Raw genomic sequence first — 16145 nt, 5'->3', positions numbered from 1 at the left:
ATTTATTCCTCCCAATAAAGCATACCTTTTCGTTTCATCCAATTAAAAATAGATCTCTCCACCGCTCTATTAAATCGAGTAAAAAAACCATCTGACTGTGAAACTGGAACTACTAAAATCGTGTGTAAGCCCGATCTATTTCCGCCCAATACATCTGTTAATAATTGGTCTCCAATTACAACAATCTCGTCCTTTTTAAGATTCATATCTTTAAGCGCTTTTCTAAATGCTTTTCCAAGTGGCTTGCGGGCCTGATAGATAAAATCTACATCTAAGGGATTAGAAAACTTTTTTACACGTTCTTCATTATTATTAGAAACGATAGTAATCCTAATTCCATGCTGTCTCATGCCCTTAAACCATTCTTTCAGTTCAGGGGTAGCTTCAGGCCGATCCCATTCAACTAAAGTATTATCCAAATCAGTTATTATCCCTTTTATCCCTCGTTCCTTTAACGCTGTAGGCTTAATATCGAATATATTCTTAACATGTTCATTCGGTAAAAACAATTTTAACAAGCTTAAACACCTCTACATTATTCGCGGATTCACTAACTATATTTTTTAAAATCTCCCTACTAATAATACTAAACTAAACCAGTGATTCAAAGAATTCTTTCTATATTTCAACATTTTTTGCTAAAAATCCCTTGAAAAACGGGCAAACAAAAAAACTTTTCGACATTTTACCCCTCTTTTCACATATGTGGATAACTTTATGCACATTATTAAACATTACTTACACTGGAATTATCTTCATTATAAACACAATACCCACAAGTTATCCACCAAGACCTGTGGATACAAGAACGGTTGTTCTACCAACTAAATCATGGTAATGTATAGACATAGGGAGAAAATATACATTATATGTTAGAAAGAAAGAAAAAATTACAAAAAAAAATTGTAGGAGGTGAATGGCCAGCACCCCTGGCAGCAAAACATGAGAACATTATCAGATGAACTATTAATAGAATCTTACTATAAGGCCATTGAACTAAAACTTAGTCCAGAATTTATTCAACTCATAAAAAAAGAAATTGAGCGACGCGGCATAAGTCATAAAATTAAAAAGACATCATAACAAATTAAACATCCTGTTCTAGAAGAACAGGATGTTTTTCTTTTCTTTGAAAGCTCAATGACATTCGCTTTTCTATTTGGCTAGCTATACTAAGTATCTGAAGTAGAGGTATGCATGTGATATTGCTAATGCGATTAATGTTAGCGGTGCTCCTATTTTCAAGAAATCCATGTAGCTCAATCCATTTCCCTCTTTTGTGGCCATTCCAGCTACTATTACATTTGCAGAAGCACCTAACAATGAACCATTTCCACCCAAACATGCACCAAGTGACAGTGCCCACCAAATCACTTCCATTTCGGGTGCGTCAGGATTAAAACCCATGCCATTCGACATTTCCTGTATTAGCGGTATCATTGTCGCCACAAAAGGAATGTTATCAATGACCGCTGAGGCGATACCAGATACCCATAATATAAGGATCGCTGCAGTCGGAACGTGTCCTTCAGTTAGATCAAGCATTTCCTGTGCAATATTACTAATGACACCAACTTCAACTAATCCACCTACTATTGTAAATAAACCCGCAAAGAAAAAGATAGTTCCCCACTCCACAGAATAGAATACTTCTTCCATATCTTGCTCTTTTACTCCGATTAGTAACAATAAAGTAGCTCCAGCTAACGCTACAACGGCAGGGTCCATATGAACAATCGAGTGGGCTGCAAAACCAAGAATCGTTAATCCTAGCACGAATAATGATTTTCTCATTAAAGGGTAATTTTTTATATAATCTTTTTCATTAAGCCGCATTAATTTTTGTTTATAACTATCACTAACCCGCATCTGATCATAGTAGATTGTATATATGAGTATCATTGTCACTAATCCAATTATAAGTACAATTGGACCCAGATTGAAAATAAACGCATTAAATGTTAAGTTTTTCATTTCCGAACCAATCATTATATTTGGTGGGTCACCAATTAATGTAGCTGCTCCACCGATATTAGAAAATAATATCTCAGAAATAAGAAAAGGTATTGGACTAACCCCTAATAATCGCGTAATGGATAAGGTAATCGGCACAATTAATAACACAGTTGTAACATTATCCAATAATGCTGAACCAAGGGCGGTTATAAGCGATAAAATAATTAAGATACTTCTCGGTTCTCCTCTTACCAGCTTCGCTGATTTAAGAGCTACATATTGAAAAACACCTGTCTTATTTGTAATACCTACAAGAATCATCATACTAATTAGTAAAATGATCGTTCCCCATTCAATGTGATGTGTTAATGCTTGGTCAATGCTCACGACACCTAAAAAAACCATAACGACGGCACCTACAAGAACAATTACAGCTCTATTAATCATTTCAGATATGATAATCAAGTATGTAATTGTAAACACAATAACCGCTAGATATACTTGTACATCGGACACTTCAACATTTATATCCGGCATTCATTCACTCGCCCTTCTATTGTTTATAGCTTGACTTAAAGTCACTTATGAGCATAGTTAGTAGAATGAAATATTACATAAAGTTACTTTTATCCTAGACAATTACTTACTACCACATTATTCGCAAACTTGGACAAATATACATAAATGCTTTATTTAATAACTTTCTAAAAAATAGAAAAAAAGCCCTCTTTATCAAAATCGATAAAGAAGGCTGCAAAAACTATGCTGCTAGTTATACATCTTTACTTTTAGAATAAGAGTTTTTCAGATCATCCTGAACAGTTTTTTCCCATAATGGTACGTTCATGTTGTAGGCAGCTCGACTAATAATATGTCCTGCTACTGGTGTTGTTATAAATACAAATATAATCCCTAATACCAGTCTTGCATTGATATAACCATCTTCATACCAGAAAAATGCTAGAACACCTAACAACGTTAACATTACTCCAAGTGTTGACGCTTTTGAAGCAGCATGCGTACGGGTAAAAAGATCCGGCATTCTCATTAGTCCTAAAGCAGCAACTAAACAAAAGAAAGCTCCTAGTAAAACGAGGGCACCTATTAAAAACTCAACTATTGTTTCGGTCATTTTCAATAACAACCCCCTTTTCTAAAAATTTTGAAAATGCAACCGTTCCTATAAAAGCGATACCGCCAATTAACAAAATAACATCTAGATATGCATCTGTATTTAATAATACTGAGATAATGGCTACGATACAAATTAAAATAATCCCTATCGAATCTAATGCCATTATTCGATCAGGTGTAGATGGACCTTTAATCAAACGATAAACGCAAGTAAGAGCCGCAAGCGAAAATATTAACAAACTAATTTGTAAAGCTAATACCATTAGCGGCTCACCTCCATTATTGCCTTTTCAAACGATTCCTTAATGCTTGTAATCGCTTCTTCAACATCAGGAATATCTAAGGCATGAACATATAACAATTTATTATCATCTGACACACTTAACACTAGCGTTCCAGGAGTTAGGGTGATGAGATTTGCTAACAACACAATCTCCCAATCCTTCTTTACTTGGATCGGCAGTGCAAAAATTCCAGGTTGCATCGTTAATTTGGGGCTTAAAACAACTTTAACAACTGCTATATTTGATAGCACTAATTCTTTAATAAATAGTAGTAGTAAGCTAACAGCTGCAATCACATTCTTCATATAAAATCTTGTTGAAAAAAAGCGCCGCATTCCAAAAAGTATCACTAAACCAATAATATAGCCCAGAAAGAACGTTAAAAAATCCCACGTATTTTGAAAAAACATCCAAGCAAAGGCAACTAACAAATTAACTATTATTTGTAGTGTCATGGGTCATCTACTCCTTTAACACTGATTCGACGTATATTGAAGGATCAACAAGAACAGCTACTGCTTGTTCAATATACTGATACATCCATTCAGATCCTACCCCGTAAGCAATTGATAACACTACCAATATTGCACACGGAAGTAATAAGCCCTTCGTTGAACCCTTTTCGTCTTCTTTACTTAGGACTGTCTCTCTCCAAAATACGTTCATAAATATTTTCATCATTGAATACAAAACAAGTAAGCTGGAAATCAAAACGATCGCTGAACCAAGATAATTTCCATTTTCAAATCCACCTTGGAGAATCAATAACTTTCCAACGAATCCGCTTAGTGGCGGAACACCAACTAACGCAATCGCTGCTACAAAGAACATCCAACCTAGTAGTGGATGATGTTTAATTAAACCGCCCATTTTTTTAATATTACTCGTTCCTGTAATAACAATAACTGCACCAGCTAATAAGAACAGCGCCACTTTAATGATCATATCGTGAATTAGATAAAAGAGAGAGCCCTCTAGAGCTGTTTCGGTATTTACAGATAGCCCGAATAATATAACACCAACCGCAATGATAATGTTATAAATAATAATTTGTTTGATATCCCAGTAAGCAACAGCACCAATAGCACCAAGAATAATGGTTAACAGCGCTAATATACCGATTAATTGATGTGTAATTTCAGGTTGATGATTAAAAATTACGGTAGATGTACGCATGATAGAGTACACACCTACCTTCGTTAATAAGCCACCAAAGATTGCTGTAACCACAGTCGGCGGTGCATGATAAGAGGCAGGGAGCCAAGTATACAATGGAAAGATCGCTCCTTTAATTCCAAACACAATAATAAAAAGAATAGCAATCACCGTTAGTAAACCACCTTGACCTACTTCTGCAACCTTTACTGATAGATCTGCAATATTCAGCGTGCCTGTTACGGAATATAAATACGCTACAGCACTTACGAATAGGGCTGAAGAAATAACGTTTACTAAAATATATTTTGAAGTTTCATTAAACTGAATCTTCGTACCACCTAATATAAGGAGTACATATGAAGCCATTAGCAATACTTCAAAAAATACAAACAAGTTAAAAATATCACCTGTTAAAAAGGCACCCATAACACCTGTTATTAAAAATTGAAAGAAACTATAAAAGTAATATTTTTCCCTTTCAATTCCTATTGAACGAAAAGCAAACAGCACACAAGCTAACGACAATATACTAGTAGTTAACACTAGTAAAGCTGAAAGCATATCCGCCACAAAAACTACGCCAAAAGGTGGCTCCCAGTTACTTAATTTTAAAATTTGAATCCCATCGTTAAATACATTTTGAACCAACATGACTGCAACAATGATGGTCAGTAATGCCGACAATCCACTAATCCATCGTTGAAGGGAGATATTTTTCCTAAAGAAGACAAGAATAATACCTGTTAATAATGGAATTAGTATCGGTAAGATAACTAAATTATTCATTTCCTTGATAACCCCTTAATTTATCCATATCGTCCGTTTTTACTTCTTGATAAGTGCGATACGCTAACACTAAAAATAGTGCTGTTACCCCAAAGCTAATTACGATTGCAGTCAAAATCAACGCTTGTGGCAGCGGATCAGTATAAAACGGAGCTTCTTCACCTAATAATGGCGGAGCTCCCCTCTTGAGCCCCCCCATTGTAAGGATTGTCAGATGAGCGCCATGGCTCAAAAGACCTGTTCCTACAATAATTCGAAGTAAACTTTTCGACAACATTAAATACGTTGCACAAGTAAATAAAATTCCTATTACAATAGCCATTAAAATTTCCATTACTCACTCTCCCCTATTGATTGAATAATGGTCATCGTGATTCCAACAACCACAAGGTATACGCCAGTATCAAATATAGTAGCAGTTGCTAATTCCGTTTTTCCTAGTATTGGTAAATCGAAATAACCAAACGTATGGGTTAAAAACGGAACGCCAAATAAAAATGAGCCCATACCAGAGCCAACAGCTGTTAGCAAACCAATTGCAACCAATATTTTAAAGTCTATCGGTATAACAGTTTTAAGTACCTTCCAATCAAAAGCTAATAGTAAAAGGATAATCCCAGCTGATGTCATTAGTCCGCCTATGAATCCTCCACCTGGGTGATGATGACCCGTTAAGAATACATAAAAGGAAAAAGCGATGACGACAAACATAAATGATTTGGCTAGTGTTTGTAAAATGATATCATTTGTTCTCATCCCTCGTTTCTCCTTTCTAGACGTAATTTAATCATTGAATAAATTCCTAAGGCAGCAATTCCAAGAACTGTAATTTCGAACATCGTATCAATTCCACGGAAGTCAACGAGAATAACGTTTACCATATTTTTACCTCCGCCTTCTGTGTAGCTATTTTCTACATAATAACTAGAAATAGATTCAATTAATTTCGTCGAGTGCGATGACAATGCTAAAAGTGTCATAATTACGCCCACACCTACAGAAATAATTAATTTCGAAATTCTAAGCTCTGTCCGTTTATCCTGCTTTATCTCAGGCAGATGATAAAAACACAATAGGAATAATGCAACTGAAATCGTCTCTACCGTCAGCTGTGTTAAGGCTAAATCCGGTGCTCGGAATAGTACAAAAAATAAGGAAACTGTGTAACCTACTGCCCCCAATGCAATGATAGAGGTTAATCTTGATTTAGCAAAAATTGTTACTAGTGCTCCAATCACTAATACAATAGATAGTACTGCTTCATACACGCCTATCGGAGCAATATTCGTAAGATCTACTTTAAATGCATCTAATAAAAATATTGAGGCACCTAGGCAGATGATAAAAAATGCAAAAATATAAGTTAAGTAATGACGCATAATTCCTGTCATATAGGAATCGGTTAATTTAGCGGATGAGCGTTCTAATAAAACTAGACCACCATCATAGAATTTATTTAACGCAAGCTTTTGTGGGAAATAGTCGTATATACCGTTCCACTTTCTTAAAGAGAGGAACAGTAAAACACCCAATGTTAAAACCCCTAATGTCATAAACAATTCAATTGTCCAACCATGCCAAAAGGAGATGTGGACATGAAAATGATCGCCTGGTCCCAATAAGCCTGGTAATATAGCTGCCATTGCTGGCTCGATAATACTGTAAGATAGTAGATTTGGGAAGAAACCAAAAATAACAACTAATGACACCAAAATAATTGGTGGAATTAACATTCCAATTGGCGCTTCATGCGGTTTCTTGTCCAACTTTTCAGGTTGATATTTTCCTGTAAAGGTTTTAAAAACAAGAATCATACTATAAATAAACGTAAAAATACTAGCCACCCACGCAAGGATTGGAAATAATATTCCCCATGTATCTAAGTTAAAAATATCTAATTGGGCTACTCTTACCATACCAGTAAAGAAAAGCTCTTTACTTAAGAAACCATTAAAAGGTGGTAACCCAGCCATTGAAAAACTGCCAATAATAGCCAATGTAAACGTAATTGGCATAAAACTCATTAACCCGCCAAGCTTGCGGATATCTCTTGTCCCTGTTTCGTGATCAACAATCCCTACAACCATAAATAAGCTGCCTTTAAATGTTGCATGATTAATGAGGTGAAATACAGCTGCCAATATGGCAACTATGTAAATGTTGTCATCAATTGCATGATAATAAAGCGCTGCCGATCCTACTCCTAATAATGACATAATCATTCCTAGCTGACTGACAGTTGAAAAAGCAAGAATTGCTTTAAGATCTGTTTGCTTTACTGCGGAGAATGAACCCCAAAAAAGAGTAACAATCCCAAATCCAGCAACTAACCATAGCCATTCAGCAGAACCTGCAAATACAGGTGTTAAACGGGCTACAAGGTAAATCCCTGCTTTTACCATGGTTGCAGAATGTAGGTAAGCACTTACAGGAGTTGGTGCTTCCATAGCATCCGGTAACCAAATATGGAACGGGAATTGTGCTGATTTCGTAAATGCTCCTAATAATACTAATATTAAAGCCGGTATAAACAATTGGTGTTCCACAATTCCTGGAGCTGCAGCTATTATCTCGCGAATACTGAACGTTCCAGTCATAATATACAACAGCAGGAAACCTGCAAGCATTGAAAAACCACCAAAAACCGTGATAAGCATTGACTTCAATGCACCATACCGGGATTTTTCACGATGATACCAATAAGCAATTAACATAAAGGAAGATAGACTTGTAAATTCCCAGAACATGTAAAGCGTTATTAAATTATCCGATAACACAACACCTAGCATTGCACCCATAAATAACAATAAATATACGTAAAAGTTATGGAGTGCTTCTTTACCTTTTGATAAATAGTAAATAGAGTAAAGTACAACTAAAGAACCAATACCAGTTATCAACAAAGCAAATAATAAGCTAAGTCCATCAATATATGTTGTAAAATTAATACCTAAAGATGGAATCCATTGAACGGTGGTTCTAATTGGTTCGTTCATAGAAAGTCCGTCTAAAAATTGAATAAAATACAAAAACAATAATACTGGAACAACAAGAACAAACCAACCCGTATGTATTTGCCTGATGTACCTGTATAAAAAAGGCACAATTAATGTAAAGACAAATGGTGCTAAAATAGCCATATGTACAAAAGACACACTTTTACCTCCTTTTTTTACATTTTTTTTAGGTTTACTTCTTGTAAGCAGTATACAATATTTTTACTATCCTTGCATGTGATAAGTTGCATAGTTACCGCGTTACTACTTTAACGTTTTAAATATGAAGAAAGACGGATTTTTTATATTAAAAAATTTTTTTGTATATTTTTAAAAAAACTCCTCAAGTTAATAATAGGAGGAGTGATAATAAGTGATTTGGAAAAAATCGGCAATATGTATTACTATTTTTTCGATAATGTTTATAGGCGCATGGTATGAAAATAACTCTCATAAAAGGGTATACCAAACTCAAAATGAAAATGTTGAAGAGATCATTTTACAAAAAGCAACTCTTTCAACAAGTAATCCTGTACAAACAAAAATTCAGTTCGAAAATCCAATATTAACCCCTTTTAAATCAAGAGAATATATTCGAATTGTAAATCAAACAACTACCTTTTAAAGAAAGATCCTTTCAGGTAAAAACTGAAAGGATCTTTCTTATCTTTTCTATAATTTATAAAATTATCCATTTATACTGTTAACATACCCCAGTGCCTGACCTACTTTCACTTTACTCTGGATTAGTTGACCAACAGGTTTGAATGATTCTTTTTCAAATAAAAGGACGACAGTTGAGCCAAATGAAAAATACGCCATTTCTTCTCCTTTTCTAAGCTCGTCCCCCTTATGAGTAAGTTCAATGCTATTAATAAACATAGCACCAACTTTTACTACCGCAACATAACCGGTTTCATACTGTATTTCAGTGATCATCCTATAATTTCGTGAAAGTGTATCTTTTCCATATAAAAGCCCCCATTTATTTACTGGATATGAGTGCCTTCCTAATGTCCATTGAGAAACGACTTTTCCTGATATTGGACTATGTATTCTATGATAATCACTCGGACTTAAATAAAGAATAATATAAGTGCCTTGACTATATTTTTCAAATACATTTGGGTCTCCGAGCATATCAAGTATAGAGTATAATTGCCCTTTCACTTTAATGGTTTTATCATTTTTAATAACTCCAATGTCTTCAATAAATCCATCTACAGGACTAATTATACTTGCGGGACTTTCATCAATAGCCCTGGCATCTTTTTTTAAAGTTCGAATAAAAAACTCATGAAGACTAGAATATTGGTTTAAATCATTTTCCATCTCTGCTTGGTTAACCTGAAAAGCTTTTGCATAACCTGGTATTAAATATTTACTCTTCTTAGATAATGTAAAACGACGAAGGAGTTTTGACAAATATAAGTTATTCGTTAATTGCACAAACGACTGATAAATATATTTTACAATCACAAAAATTTGCCTCCAATTAAATTATATAAAATTAAATGCTTTACGAATGTAAAAAAAAGGACGTACAATAGTATTTATTATATACAAAAAAAGAACATCTACGATTAACTTTTTTAATATATATATAACAGCAACTCTTTTTAATTACAGAGGGAGTGATTCGGATTTTTTTATCACACTATATAGATCTAACCATAAAAAAAATAAAGGCTCATTGTGCTAATGCATTAACCATTTTAAATCTGAGCTTAGGTGTTCTTGCAATTTTAGCAATACTAAATGGAGAATCACAACTAGGGTTATTACTAATATTTATTGCTGCCTTTGCAGATCGGTTTGATGGGATGATTGCAAGGAAACTAAAAATTGATTCCGAATTTGGGAAACAGCTTGATTCTATGTGCGATATTGTCTCCTTTGGTGTCGCTCCAGCGCTTTTAATGTACGAACTACTACTCCGTGATTTTGGAGCAGCAGGAATGTTGTTTACAACCATCTATATTGCATGTGGTGCAATCCGCTTAGCAAAATTTAATATTATTGAAAGCAATGGGTACTTCACCGGTCTACCAATTACAGTTGCAGGAGTGATTCTAACATTAGTAACGTTAGCAATCAATTTGCTACCGCCGTATATATTTATGTATATCACACTTACTTTGGCTTTTTTAATGGTAGGTACATTCAAATTAAGGAAAATGTAATTAAAAAGAGGTTCGGAAATTATCTGCTTAACTCCCAAGACAATTACACGACTACAAAGCAAAAGACCTTAGAAAAAAACTTCTCCAAGGTCTTTTATTTTCTTAAAATTAATATATACAATTAACAGAAATTTGTGTAATACCAATATCCTCCGCCTAATACAAGCAACAAAATTAACAAGACAACAATAAATGCATATCCTGCACCACTGTAACCACTATACGGTGTAGGGCCATAGTAGGGTATAGGATATCCAGTTGCATAATAGTACATCATATACCACCTTTATTTTACTTTTTCTAATAGTATATGTAAATATCCTAAATCTGTATGGTACAGACGCACAAAAACCGCTATATAAAAAATTTTCAGTTAGCTTTTTTCAATAAACCGTTCCTTACACTTCTTTAAGTTGTCTACTTTGATTGTATCTTGTTTCTTTATGGTAATCGATAATGCTTCAACAGGGCATTTATCTACACATTTACCACATAAGCTACAGTCCGAATCGGATACAAATAATTCATTGCGATTAATTCCTGCTTCTAATATTTCAGGATCTGATAAACAAATAGATCGACATCTATCACAGCCGGTACATAAAGTATGATCGAACTTAACGCTAAAAAGACCCACGTTACCGATAGACTGATACATCCCTCCTAGTGGACAAAGATATCTGCACCACCCACGTCTTGAAATTAATAGATCAAATAACACAATTGCAACTATAATCCATAACCCTATTCCAGTAGTAAAAACCATGGTTCTCATTATGTTACCAATTGGTGAAAAGATTTCAAATATAGGGATACCCAAAAATGTTGAAAGTATTAGAATTACTACTGCATTATACAGCTTTGTATTTTTATCCAATGGTATATCAGGGAGGTTAATATACTTTCTGATTTTGTCAACCAGCTCTAATAGGGTATTCAACGGGCATACCCAACTGCAAAACGCTCGCCCCTTAATTAACATATAGAATGTTAAAATAATAATTGCGCCACTTAAATAACTCCACTTCATTTCCATAGCTGCTAATGAAACCTGTATAGCCGAAAAAGGATCAGATAACTGAATACCAAAAATTTGTGACGAAGTTAATGTCCCAAAGAAAAAATTATCACCTTCAACTTTTACTAATATAAGTGGTGACACAAACAAAAGTATGATGGAGATTTGGACTATATAACGACAAAATGTCCACTTTGGAAAATGCTTTTGAATGCTTTTTTTCATACCCAATCCCCTACCTATTTATTATATCCTAATTATTTTCATCTTACAGCTAGGGGGATTTTAATTTATGTGATATCTATCACGGTTTTGTATTTGTTGATTATTTGTCAAAAAAAATGATCCTAGCTGCTATGCTAGAATCATTTTTTTAGTAATTTATCCTCTTTTTTTTCGTTCGTTCCGATAAAACTCGTGGAACAATTTCATCAGTGCTCTTTTTTCAATCCGTGAAACGTAACTTCTTGAAATACCTAATTCTTTCGCAATCTCACGCTGCGTTTTTTCTTCTTGCATATCTAAGCCAAAACGTCCAACAATTACTTCTTTTTCCCTACCATCTAGAATGTGAACATACTCTTTAATTTTTTCTAATTCCATACTCAATTGAATAGTATCAACAACATCATCATTTTCTGACTTCAAAATATCTATAAGCGAAATTTCATTACCTTCCTTATCCTGACCGATTGGGTCATGTAATGAAACATCTTTTTTAGTTTTTTTAAGAGCTCTAAGATGCATGAGGATTTCGTTTTCTATACATCTGGCTGCATAAGTAGCTAATTTTGTACCTTTTCCATAAGAATAGCTTTCAATGGCTTTGATGAGTCCAATAGTACCGATTGAAATTAAATCTTCAGAATCCTCACCTGTATTTTCAAATTTTTTAACGATATGCGCAACTAAACGGAGGTTATGTTCTATAAGACGATTTCGAGCATTCTCATCACCTTGTTCCATGAGAAGTAAGTATTTTTTTTCGTCCTTTTCAGATAAGGGCTGTGGAAATGCATTATTTTTAACATAGGAAACTAAGAAAAATAATTCTTTCAATATATAACTCATAGCTGCAATAATCGTTGACACGTAAACCACCTCTCCAAGATAGAAATAGGTAATCGCCTATTGTAAATACTATGCTGCAGTGTGCATGTCCGTGTCTGTCCATTTAAATATTATTTTATATAGCTTTTATTAAACTACTTTAAGATACACTGTCTATCCTCAACTGTAATCCAGAACTTTAATTTAATTCCTGTTAGAATGTATGAATGAAATATCAAATGTAACCATACATAAAACTTGAGATAAAGGTTTGTAAAGTTAAATAGGGTAAATAAAATTCATACATAGACAAACCGTAATGTTTTCGGTTTACAAATCGTAATAATTACGATAATATAAGTTTTGGAGATTTCAAGGAGGATTACACAAAATGAAAACTAAATATTACTTATCTATACTCGTATTGTTAGCAGTATATTTCATGTCGGGGTGTAGTAATGATCAAGCAGTACCCGAAGATGAAAACTTAACAACAGAAAATCAGCAATCAACGGGCACATTAAATATATATACAACCATCTATCCAATCGAAGACTTTACCAAGAAAATTGGTGGCAATCATGTTACGGTTACAGGTATCATTCCACCAGGTGTAGATACGCACACATTTGAACCTTCTACCAAAACAATGATTGAAATTGCCGAAGCAGATGCATTTATTTTTAACAATAAGGAAATGGAAACATATGCTGGAACCATTTCAGAAACACTTAAAAATGAAAATGTTAAAATTGTAGAAGCCGCTTTAGAAGTGGAAGAAGAAACACATACAGAAACTGAGGAAATAAGTGAAAACAACACACATAATAACGAGGTTCATAATCATGAGGATACGGGTAAGGAAGACACCCACGATCATAACCATGGTGACCTTGATCCACATATATGGATTGATCCGATTTTATCCATACAAGTTGCTGAAAACATTAAACAAGCTTTGATTCAATTAAAACCAGAATCTAAAGAAGACTTTGAAAAAAATTTCGAAAACTTAAAAAAGCAATTAACAGATTTGGATCAGGAATTTTTACAAATGGTTGAAAAGAAAACAGATCCTAAAATAATAGTTTCTCATGCTGCTTACGGATATTGGCAAAAGCGCTACGGTATCAAACAAATAGCAGTCACCGGATTATCCCCTTCTAATGAGCCTTCTCAGAAACAATTAGAAGAGATTATTAATATAGCAAAAAATAATAACATAAAGTATGTTATTTTCGAACAAAACATAACGCCTAAAATATCAAAAATTGTTCAAAATGAACTCAACGCAGAGGCTTTAAATCTACACAATCTTGAAGTATTAACTGAAGACGATTATAAAAATGGTGAAGACTATTTTAGTATTATGCGAAAGAATATACAAACCCTTGACATTGCTATGAATTAATAACAAGACCAGCTTTATGCAGCTGGTCTTTTTTTTAAAATTATCCTTACTAATAATTGCCCCTGTCCAGCCCCAAACTAATTCTTTATAATAGTTGTATATATTACCTGTCATGCTCCTTCTCCTATCTTTGGTCTACAGCAATGTTAGTACGTTATATTGCATTTTTAAGGATGTCACACTTTTGTATTGCTTGAAAGATAGAGCACCAAGATCTTTTAACATAGTATGTAGGCACTTCTTGATTTTTTGCTTTTTGTTTAATCATCTTTGCAAGATTATGATTTATATAATCAGTCATTACAAACACAACATCAATATCTACCGGAATATCGCGTTTTACCATATTAACTTTCCTTCCATCAACATGAAAAACATTTTTCACACCATGTTCTCTTAATTTTTCCGTAATGTTTCCTAAGTGATCTGCACCGACAATCATTAAGTTAGCCATTTAACTTACCTCCTATTAATTACCACATATTCTCTATTTATATTTTAACTGAGAATGATTATCTGTGTCAATTGTAAATGATACTGATTATCAATTATTTTTACAGAAAGCTCTCTTTACACATTAAATAACCAATTTTTCTTAAATAATTAACTATGAGGTTACAAAATTGTATAAAATAACCAAATAAATGTAATACTACTAGACAGTTGTTTTTAAGGAGTGAGGGTATGACAGGGAACATAATGTCTGAACTTGAGGCTTTATTTTCACGGACTGAGACTGCTGTTATTAATTTCATGGAAATATTAAAACCAAAAATCGAAGTTGCTCATGACGAATATGAGAAATTACATTGGCATCATATTTACGAAGAAGAAGAACAAAGATTAGATCGGCTAAAAGATCTTATACCACGAGTAAACTTTTATGTAAATAATAGTGACGGACAAACAACAAATAATCTTGAGTTCATACATTTATTACAAGATATTAGTCTTGAAAAGTTTGGCTTACATAACTTTGAAGAACATATCGATCTAGCATTGTTTAAGTCTGATAGTCAAGAACAAGAAGATCTATTAAGATCTATGCGACAACTAACTGAACAAGATTATGAAAAAATTAAAGAACTGCTAACTGCTTTGAATGAACAATACAACGGTGCTGCAAGTCGAGCTGGCTCGATTCCGATTGATGAAAAAGAACATGCTGAAAATAGTGTGAAATTAGATAAATTTGTTTCAAGAGAAACAAACTCAGTGGAGTATATCAAGTCTGTCACTGAGACTACAAAACGATTAACAGTGGGCAGTTTAAAACAAACTTGAAAGGAGTTTACTTATGAATTACGTCGGCAAATACCCTGATTCTCCACTTTCAGAAATTGAATGGAAACAGCTAGAAGAGATTGTAATAAGCAATGCCCGTCGAAACTTAATAGGGCGGAGATTTATGGATATATACGGCCCGTTAGGGAGTGGTATCCAATCGATAATGAACGATGTTTATGAACAAACTGCACTAGGTACAATTAATTTACATGGAGAAACACTAGAGATTTCCGATCCTACTCGACGTGTAAATTTAACCATACCAATGCTATACAAAGACTTCCAATTGTTCTGGCGAGACATTGAACATGCTCGGAGACTGGATATTCCTATTGATTTTTCAACGGCCGCAAACGCCTCATCTCAATTGGCTTTATTAGAAGATGACCTCATATTTAATGGATCAAATCAATTTAATATTGATGGCTTGATGAACGTCACAGGAAGAATCACTCACATCCGAAATGATTGGATGAAATCTGGACATGCCTTTCAGGATATTGTAGAAGCTAGAAATAAACTGCTGCAATTAGGACATACAGGACCATATGCATTGATAGTATCTCCTCAGCTATATGCATTATTGCATCGAGTCCACCAAGGTACAAACGTCTTAGAAATTGAGCATGTCAGAGAACTTGTTACAGATGGTGTTTTTCAAACTCCAGTGATTAGAGGAAACACCGGTATCCTAGTTGAAACAGGCAGGCAAAATTTCGATTTAGCTATTGGAGAGGATTTTGAAATAGCTTATATGGATTCTGAACAATTAAATCATTTATTCCGGACTTATGAAACAATTGTTCCAAGAATAAAAAGGCCAACTGCCATATGTACATTAGAAGACCCTAATGCATAATTTCAGGACCGAATATGTTATTT

20 protein-coding genes are annotated in these 16145 nt (G+C 33.9%); 6 read left to right on the top strand and 14 right to left on the bottom strand.

Features of this window, described 5'->3' with window-relative positions; translation table 11 throughout:
- Positions 1-2 precede the first annotated feature (2 nt).
- Positions 3-518 carry a YqeG family HAD IIIA-type phosphatase gene (locus C1724_RS04440; RefSeq protein WP_102345518.1) on the bottom strand — a complete coding sequence of 172 codons (516 nt, stop codon included), beginning with the start codon at positions 516-518 and terminating at the stop codon, positions 3-5.
- A gap of 424 nt (positions 519-942) precedes the next feature.
- Between C1724_RS04440 and C1724_RS04435 the strand changes: the two genes are divergently transcribed.
- Entirely contained in the window at positions 943-1083 is a 141-nt protein-coding gene (locus tag C1724_RS04435; RefSeq protein WP_102345517.1) for a sporulation histidine kinase inhibitor Sda, read from the top strand.
- A gap of 84 nt (positions 1084-1167) precedes the next feature.
- Here C1724_RS04435 and C1724_RS04430 read toward each other — a convergent pair whose 3' ends face one another.
- The 8 genes from C1724_RS04430 to C1724_RS04395 form a co-directional block, all read right to left on the bottom strand.
- Positions 1168-2493, bottom strand: a complete 1326-nt coding sequence (locus C1724_RS04430) for an ArsB/NhaD family transporter (protein WP_102345516.1) — start codon at positions 2491-2493, stop codon at positions 1168-1170.
- Positions 2494-2728: 235 nt separating this feature from the next.
- Positions 2729-3088, bottom strand: coding sequence for a monovalent cation/H(+) antiporter subunit G (mnhG, locus tag C1724_RS04425; protein ID WP_102346730.1), 360 nt, complete (start codon positions 3086-3088; stop codon positions 2729-2731).
- On the bottom strand, positions 3069-3353 hold the full coding sequence (locus C1724_RS04420; RefSeq protein ID WP_102345515.1) for a Na(+)/H(+) antiporter subunit F1: 285 nt from the start codon (positions 3351-3353) through the stop codon (positions 3069-3071). Before C1724_RS04420 ends, mnhG begins: the two co-directional genes overlap by 20 nt.
- Positions 3353-3829 carry a Na+/H+ antiporter subunit E gene (locus tag C1724_RS04415; protein ID WP_102345514.1) on the bottom strand — a complete coding sequence of 159 codons (477 nt, stop codon included), beginning with the start codon at positions 3827-3829 and terminating at the stop codon, positions 3353-3355. Before C1724_RS04415 ends, C1724_RS04420 begins: the two co-directional genes overlap by 1 nt.
- A gap of 7 nt (positions 3830-3836) precedes the next feature.
- Positions 3837-5318 (bottom strand): Na+/H+ antiporter subunit D, encoded by a 1482-nt coding sequence (locus C1724_RS04410; RefSeq protein WP_102345513.1) that lies wholly within the window; start codon positions 5316-5318, stop codon positions 3837-3839.
- Positions 5311-5652, bottom strand: a complete 342-nt coding sequence (locus tag C1724_RS04405; protein WP_102345512.1) for a Na(+)/H(+) antiporter subunit C — start codon at positions 5650-5652, stop codon at positions 5311-5313. Before C1724_RS04405 ends, C1724_RS04410 begins: the two co-directional genes overlap by 8 nt.
- Complete coding sequence (locus C1724_RS04400; protein WP_102345511.1) at positions 5652-6074, bottom strand: Na(+)/H(+) antiporter subunit B; 423 nt, start codon at positions 6072-6074, stop codon at positions 5652-5654. Before C1724_RS04400 ends, C1724_RS04405 begins: the two co-directional genes overlap by 1 nt.
- Positions 6071-8473, bottom strand: coding sequence for a Na+/H+ antiporter subunit A (locus C1724_RS04395; RefSeq protein ID WP_102345510.1), 2403 nt, complete (start codon positions 8471-8473; stop codon positions 6071-6073). The genes C1724_RS04400 and C1724_RS04395 overlap by 4 nt, the downstream gene beginning before the upstream one ends.
- Before the next feature lie 214 nt (positions 8474-8687).
- Between C1724_RS04395 and C1724_RS04390 the strand changes: the two genes are divergently transcribed.
- The gene (locus C1724_RS04390) at positions 8688-8939 is read left to right on the top strand and encodes a hypothetical protein (protein ID WP_102345509.1); all 252 of its coding nucleotides are present in this window, start codon (positions 8688-8690) and stop codon (positions 8937-8939) included.
- A gap of 62 nt (positions 8940-9001) precedes the next feature.
- Here C1724_RS04390 and C1724_RS04385 read toward each other — a convergent pair whose 3' ends face one another.
- On the bottom strand, positions 9002-9790 hold the full coding sequence (locus C1724_RS04385; protein ID WP_102346729.1) for a phosphatidylserine decarboxylase: 789 nt from the start codon (positions 9788-9790) through the stop codon (positions 9002-9004).
- A gap of 167 nt (positions 9791-9957) precedes the next feature.
- On the opposite strand from C1724_RS04385, the gene pssA reads away from it, so the two are divergent.
- Entirely contained in the window at positions 9958-10497 is a 540-nt protein-coding gene (gene pssA / locus C1724_RS04380) for a CDP-diacylglycerol--serine O-phosphatidyltransferase (protein WP_102346728.1), read from the top strand.
- Positions 10498-10618: 121 nt separating this feature from the next.
- Here the strand turns inward: pssA and C1724_RS25430 are convergent, their stop codons facing one another.
- From C1724_RS25430 to sigK, 3 genes are all read right to left on the bottom strand, one after another.
- Positions 10619-10771 carry a hypothetical protein gene (locus tag C1724_RS25430; protein WP_180994239.1) on the bottom strand — a complete coding sequence of 51 codons (153 nt, stop codon included), beginning with the start codon at positions 10769-10771 and terminating at the stop codon, positions 10619-10621.
- Positions 10772-10870: 99 nt separating this feature from the next.
- Positions 10871-11740 (bottom strand): NapH/MauN family ferredoxin-type protein, encoded by an 870-nt coding sequence (locus C1724_RS04375; RefSeq protein WP_102345508.1) that lies wholly within the window; start codon positions 11738-11740, stop codon positions 10871-10873.
- Between the two features lie 156 nt (positions 11741-11896).
- Entirely contained in the window at positions 11897-12607 is a 711-nt protein-coding gene (sigK, locus tag C1724_RS04370; RefSeq protein WP_102345507.1) for an RNA polymerase sporulation sigma factor SigK, read from the bottom strand.
- Between the two features lie 349 nt (positions 12608-12956).
- Here sigK and C1724_RS04365 point away from each other — a divergent pair, with 349 nt between their 5' ends.
- Positions 12957-13976: a metal ABC transporter solute-binding protein, Zn/Mn family gene (locus C1724_RS04365; RefSeq protein WP_102345506.1), complete on the top strand. Its 1020-nt coding sequence runs from the start codon at positions 12957-12959 to the stop codon at positions 13974-13976.
- 154 nt (positions 13977-14130) lie between these two features.
- Here the strand turns inward: C1724_RS04365 and C1724_RS04360 are convergent, their stop codons facing one another.
- On the bottom strand, positions 14131-14430 hold the full coding sequence (locus C1724_RS04360) for a DUF2325 domain-containing protein (RefSeq protein WP_102345505.1): 300 nt from the start codon (positions 14428-14430) through the stop codon (positions 14131-14133).
- 230 nt (positions 14431-14660) lie between these two features.
- Here C1724_RS04360 and C1724_RS04355 point away from each other — a divergent pair, with 230 nt between their 5' ends.
- Both C1724_RS04355 and C1724_RS04350 read left to right on the top strand, forming a co-directional pair.
- On the top strand, positions 14661-15260 hold the full coding sequence (locus C1724_RS04355; RefSeq protein ID WP_102345504.1) for an IMEF encapsulin system ferritin-like cargo protein: 600 nt from the start codon (positions 14661-14663) through the stop codon (positions 15258-15260).
- Positions 15261-15273: 13 nt separating this feature from the next.
- Positions 15274-16122, top strand: a complete 849-nt coding sequence (locus tag C1724_RS04350) for a family 1 encapsulin nanocompartment shell protein (RefSeq protein ID WP_102345503.1) — start codon at positions 15274-15276, stop codon at positions 16120-16122.
- Positions 16123-16145: the final 23 nt, after the last annotated feature.

This window comes from Bacillus sp. Marseille-P3661 (assembly GCF_900240995.1).
In the GTDB taxonomy this organism is placed as follows: domain Bacteria; phylum Bacillota; class Bacilli; order Bacillales; family Bacillaceae_J; genus OESV01.
This window is presented reverse-complemented; position numbering and strand designations above follow the sequence as displayed.

Bases quoted from the DNA above. Each gene is read 5' to 3' on its own strand.
- mnhG (WP_102346730.1), bottom strand. From the start codon at position 3,088: ATGACCGAAACAATAGTTGAGTTTTTAATAGGTGCCCTCGTTTTACTA.
- C1724_RS25430 (WP_180994239.1), bottom strand. From the start codon at position 10,771: ATGTACTATTATGCAACTGGATATCCTATACCCTACTATGGCCCTACA.
- C1724_RS04435 (WP_102345517.1), top strand. From the start codon at position 943: ATGAGAACATTATCAGATGAACTATTAATAGAATCTTACTATAAGGCC.
- C1724_RS04415 (WP_102345514.1), bottom strand. From the start codon at position 3,829: ATGACACTACAAATAATAGTTAATTTGTTAGTTGCCTTTGCTTGGATG.
- C1724_RS04350 (WP_102345503.1), top strand. From the start codon at position 15,274: ATGAATTACGTCGGCAAATACCCTGATTCTCCACTTTCAGAAATTGAA.
- C1724_RS04360 (WP_102345505.1), bottom strand. From the start codon at position 14,430: ATGGCTAACTTAATGATTGTCGGTGCAGATCACTTAGGAAACATTACG.
- C1724_RS04400 (WP_102345511.1), bottom strand. From the start codon at position 6,074: ATGAGAACAAATGATATCATTTTACAAACACTAGCCAAATCATTTATG.
- C1724_RS04365 (WP_102345506.1), top strand. From the start codon at position 12,957: ATGAAAACTAAATATTACTTATCTATACTCGTATTGTTAGCAGTATAT.
- C1724_RS04430 (WP_102345516.1), bottom strand. From the start codon at position 2,493: ATGCCGGATATAAATGTTGAAGTGTCCGATGTACAAGTATATCTAGCG.
- C1724_RS04410 (WP_102345513.1), bottom strand. From the start codon at position 5,318: ATGAATAATTTAGTTATCTTACCGATACTAATTCCATTATTAACAGGT.
- C1724_RS04420 (WP_102345515.1), bottom strand. From the start codon at position 3,353: ATGGTATTAGCTTTACAAATTAGTTTGTTAATATTTTCGCTTGCGGCT.
- C1724_RS04375 (WP_102345508.1), bottom strand. From the start codon at position 11,740: ATGAAAAAAAGCATTCAAAAGCATTTTCCAAAGTGGACATTTTGTCGT.
- C1724_RS04405 (WP_102345512.1), bottom strand. From the start codon at position 5,652: ATGGAAATTTTAATGGCTATTGTAATAGGAATTTTATTTACTTGTGCA.
- C1724_RS04355 (WP_102345504.1), top strand. From the start codon at position 14,661: ATGACAGGGAACATAATGTCTGAACTTGAGGCTTTATTTTCACGGACT.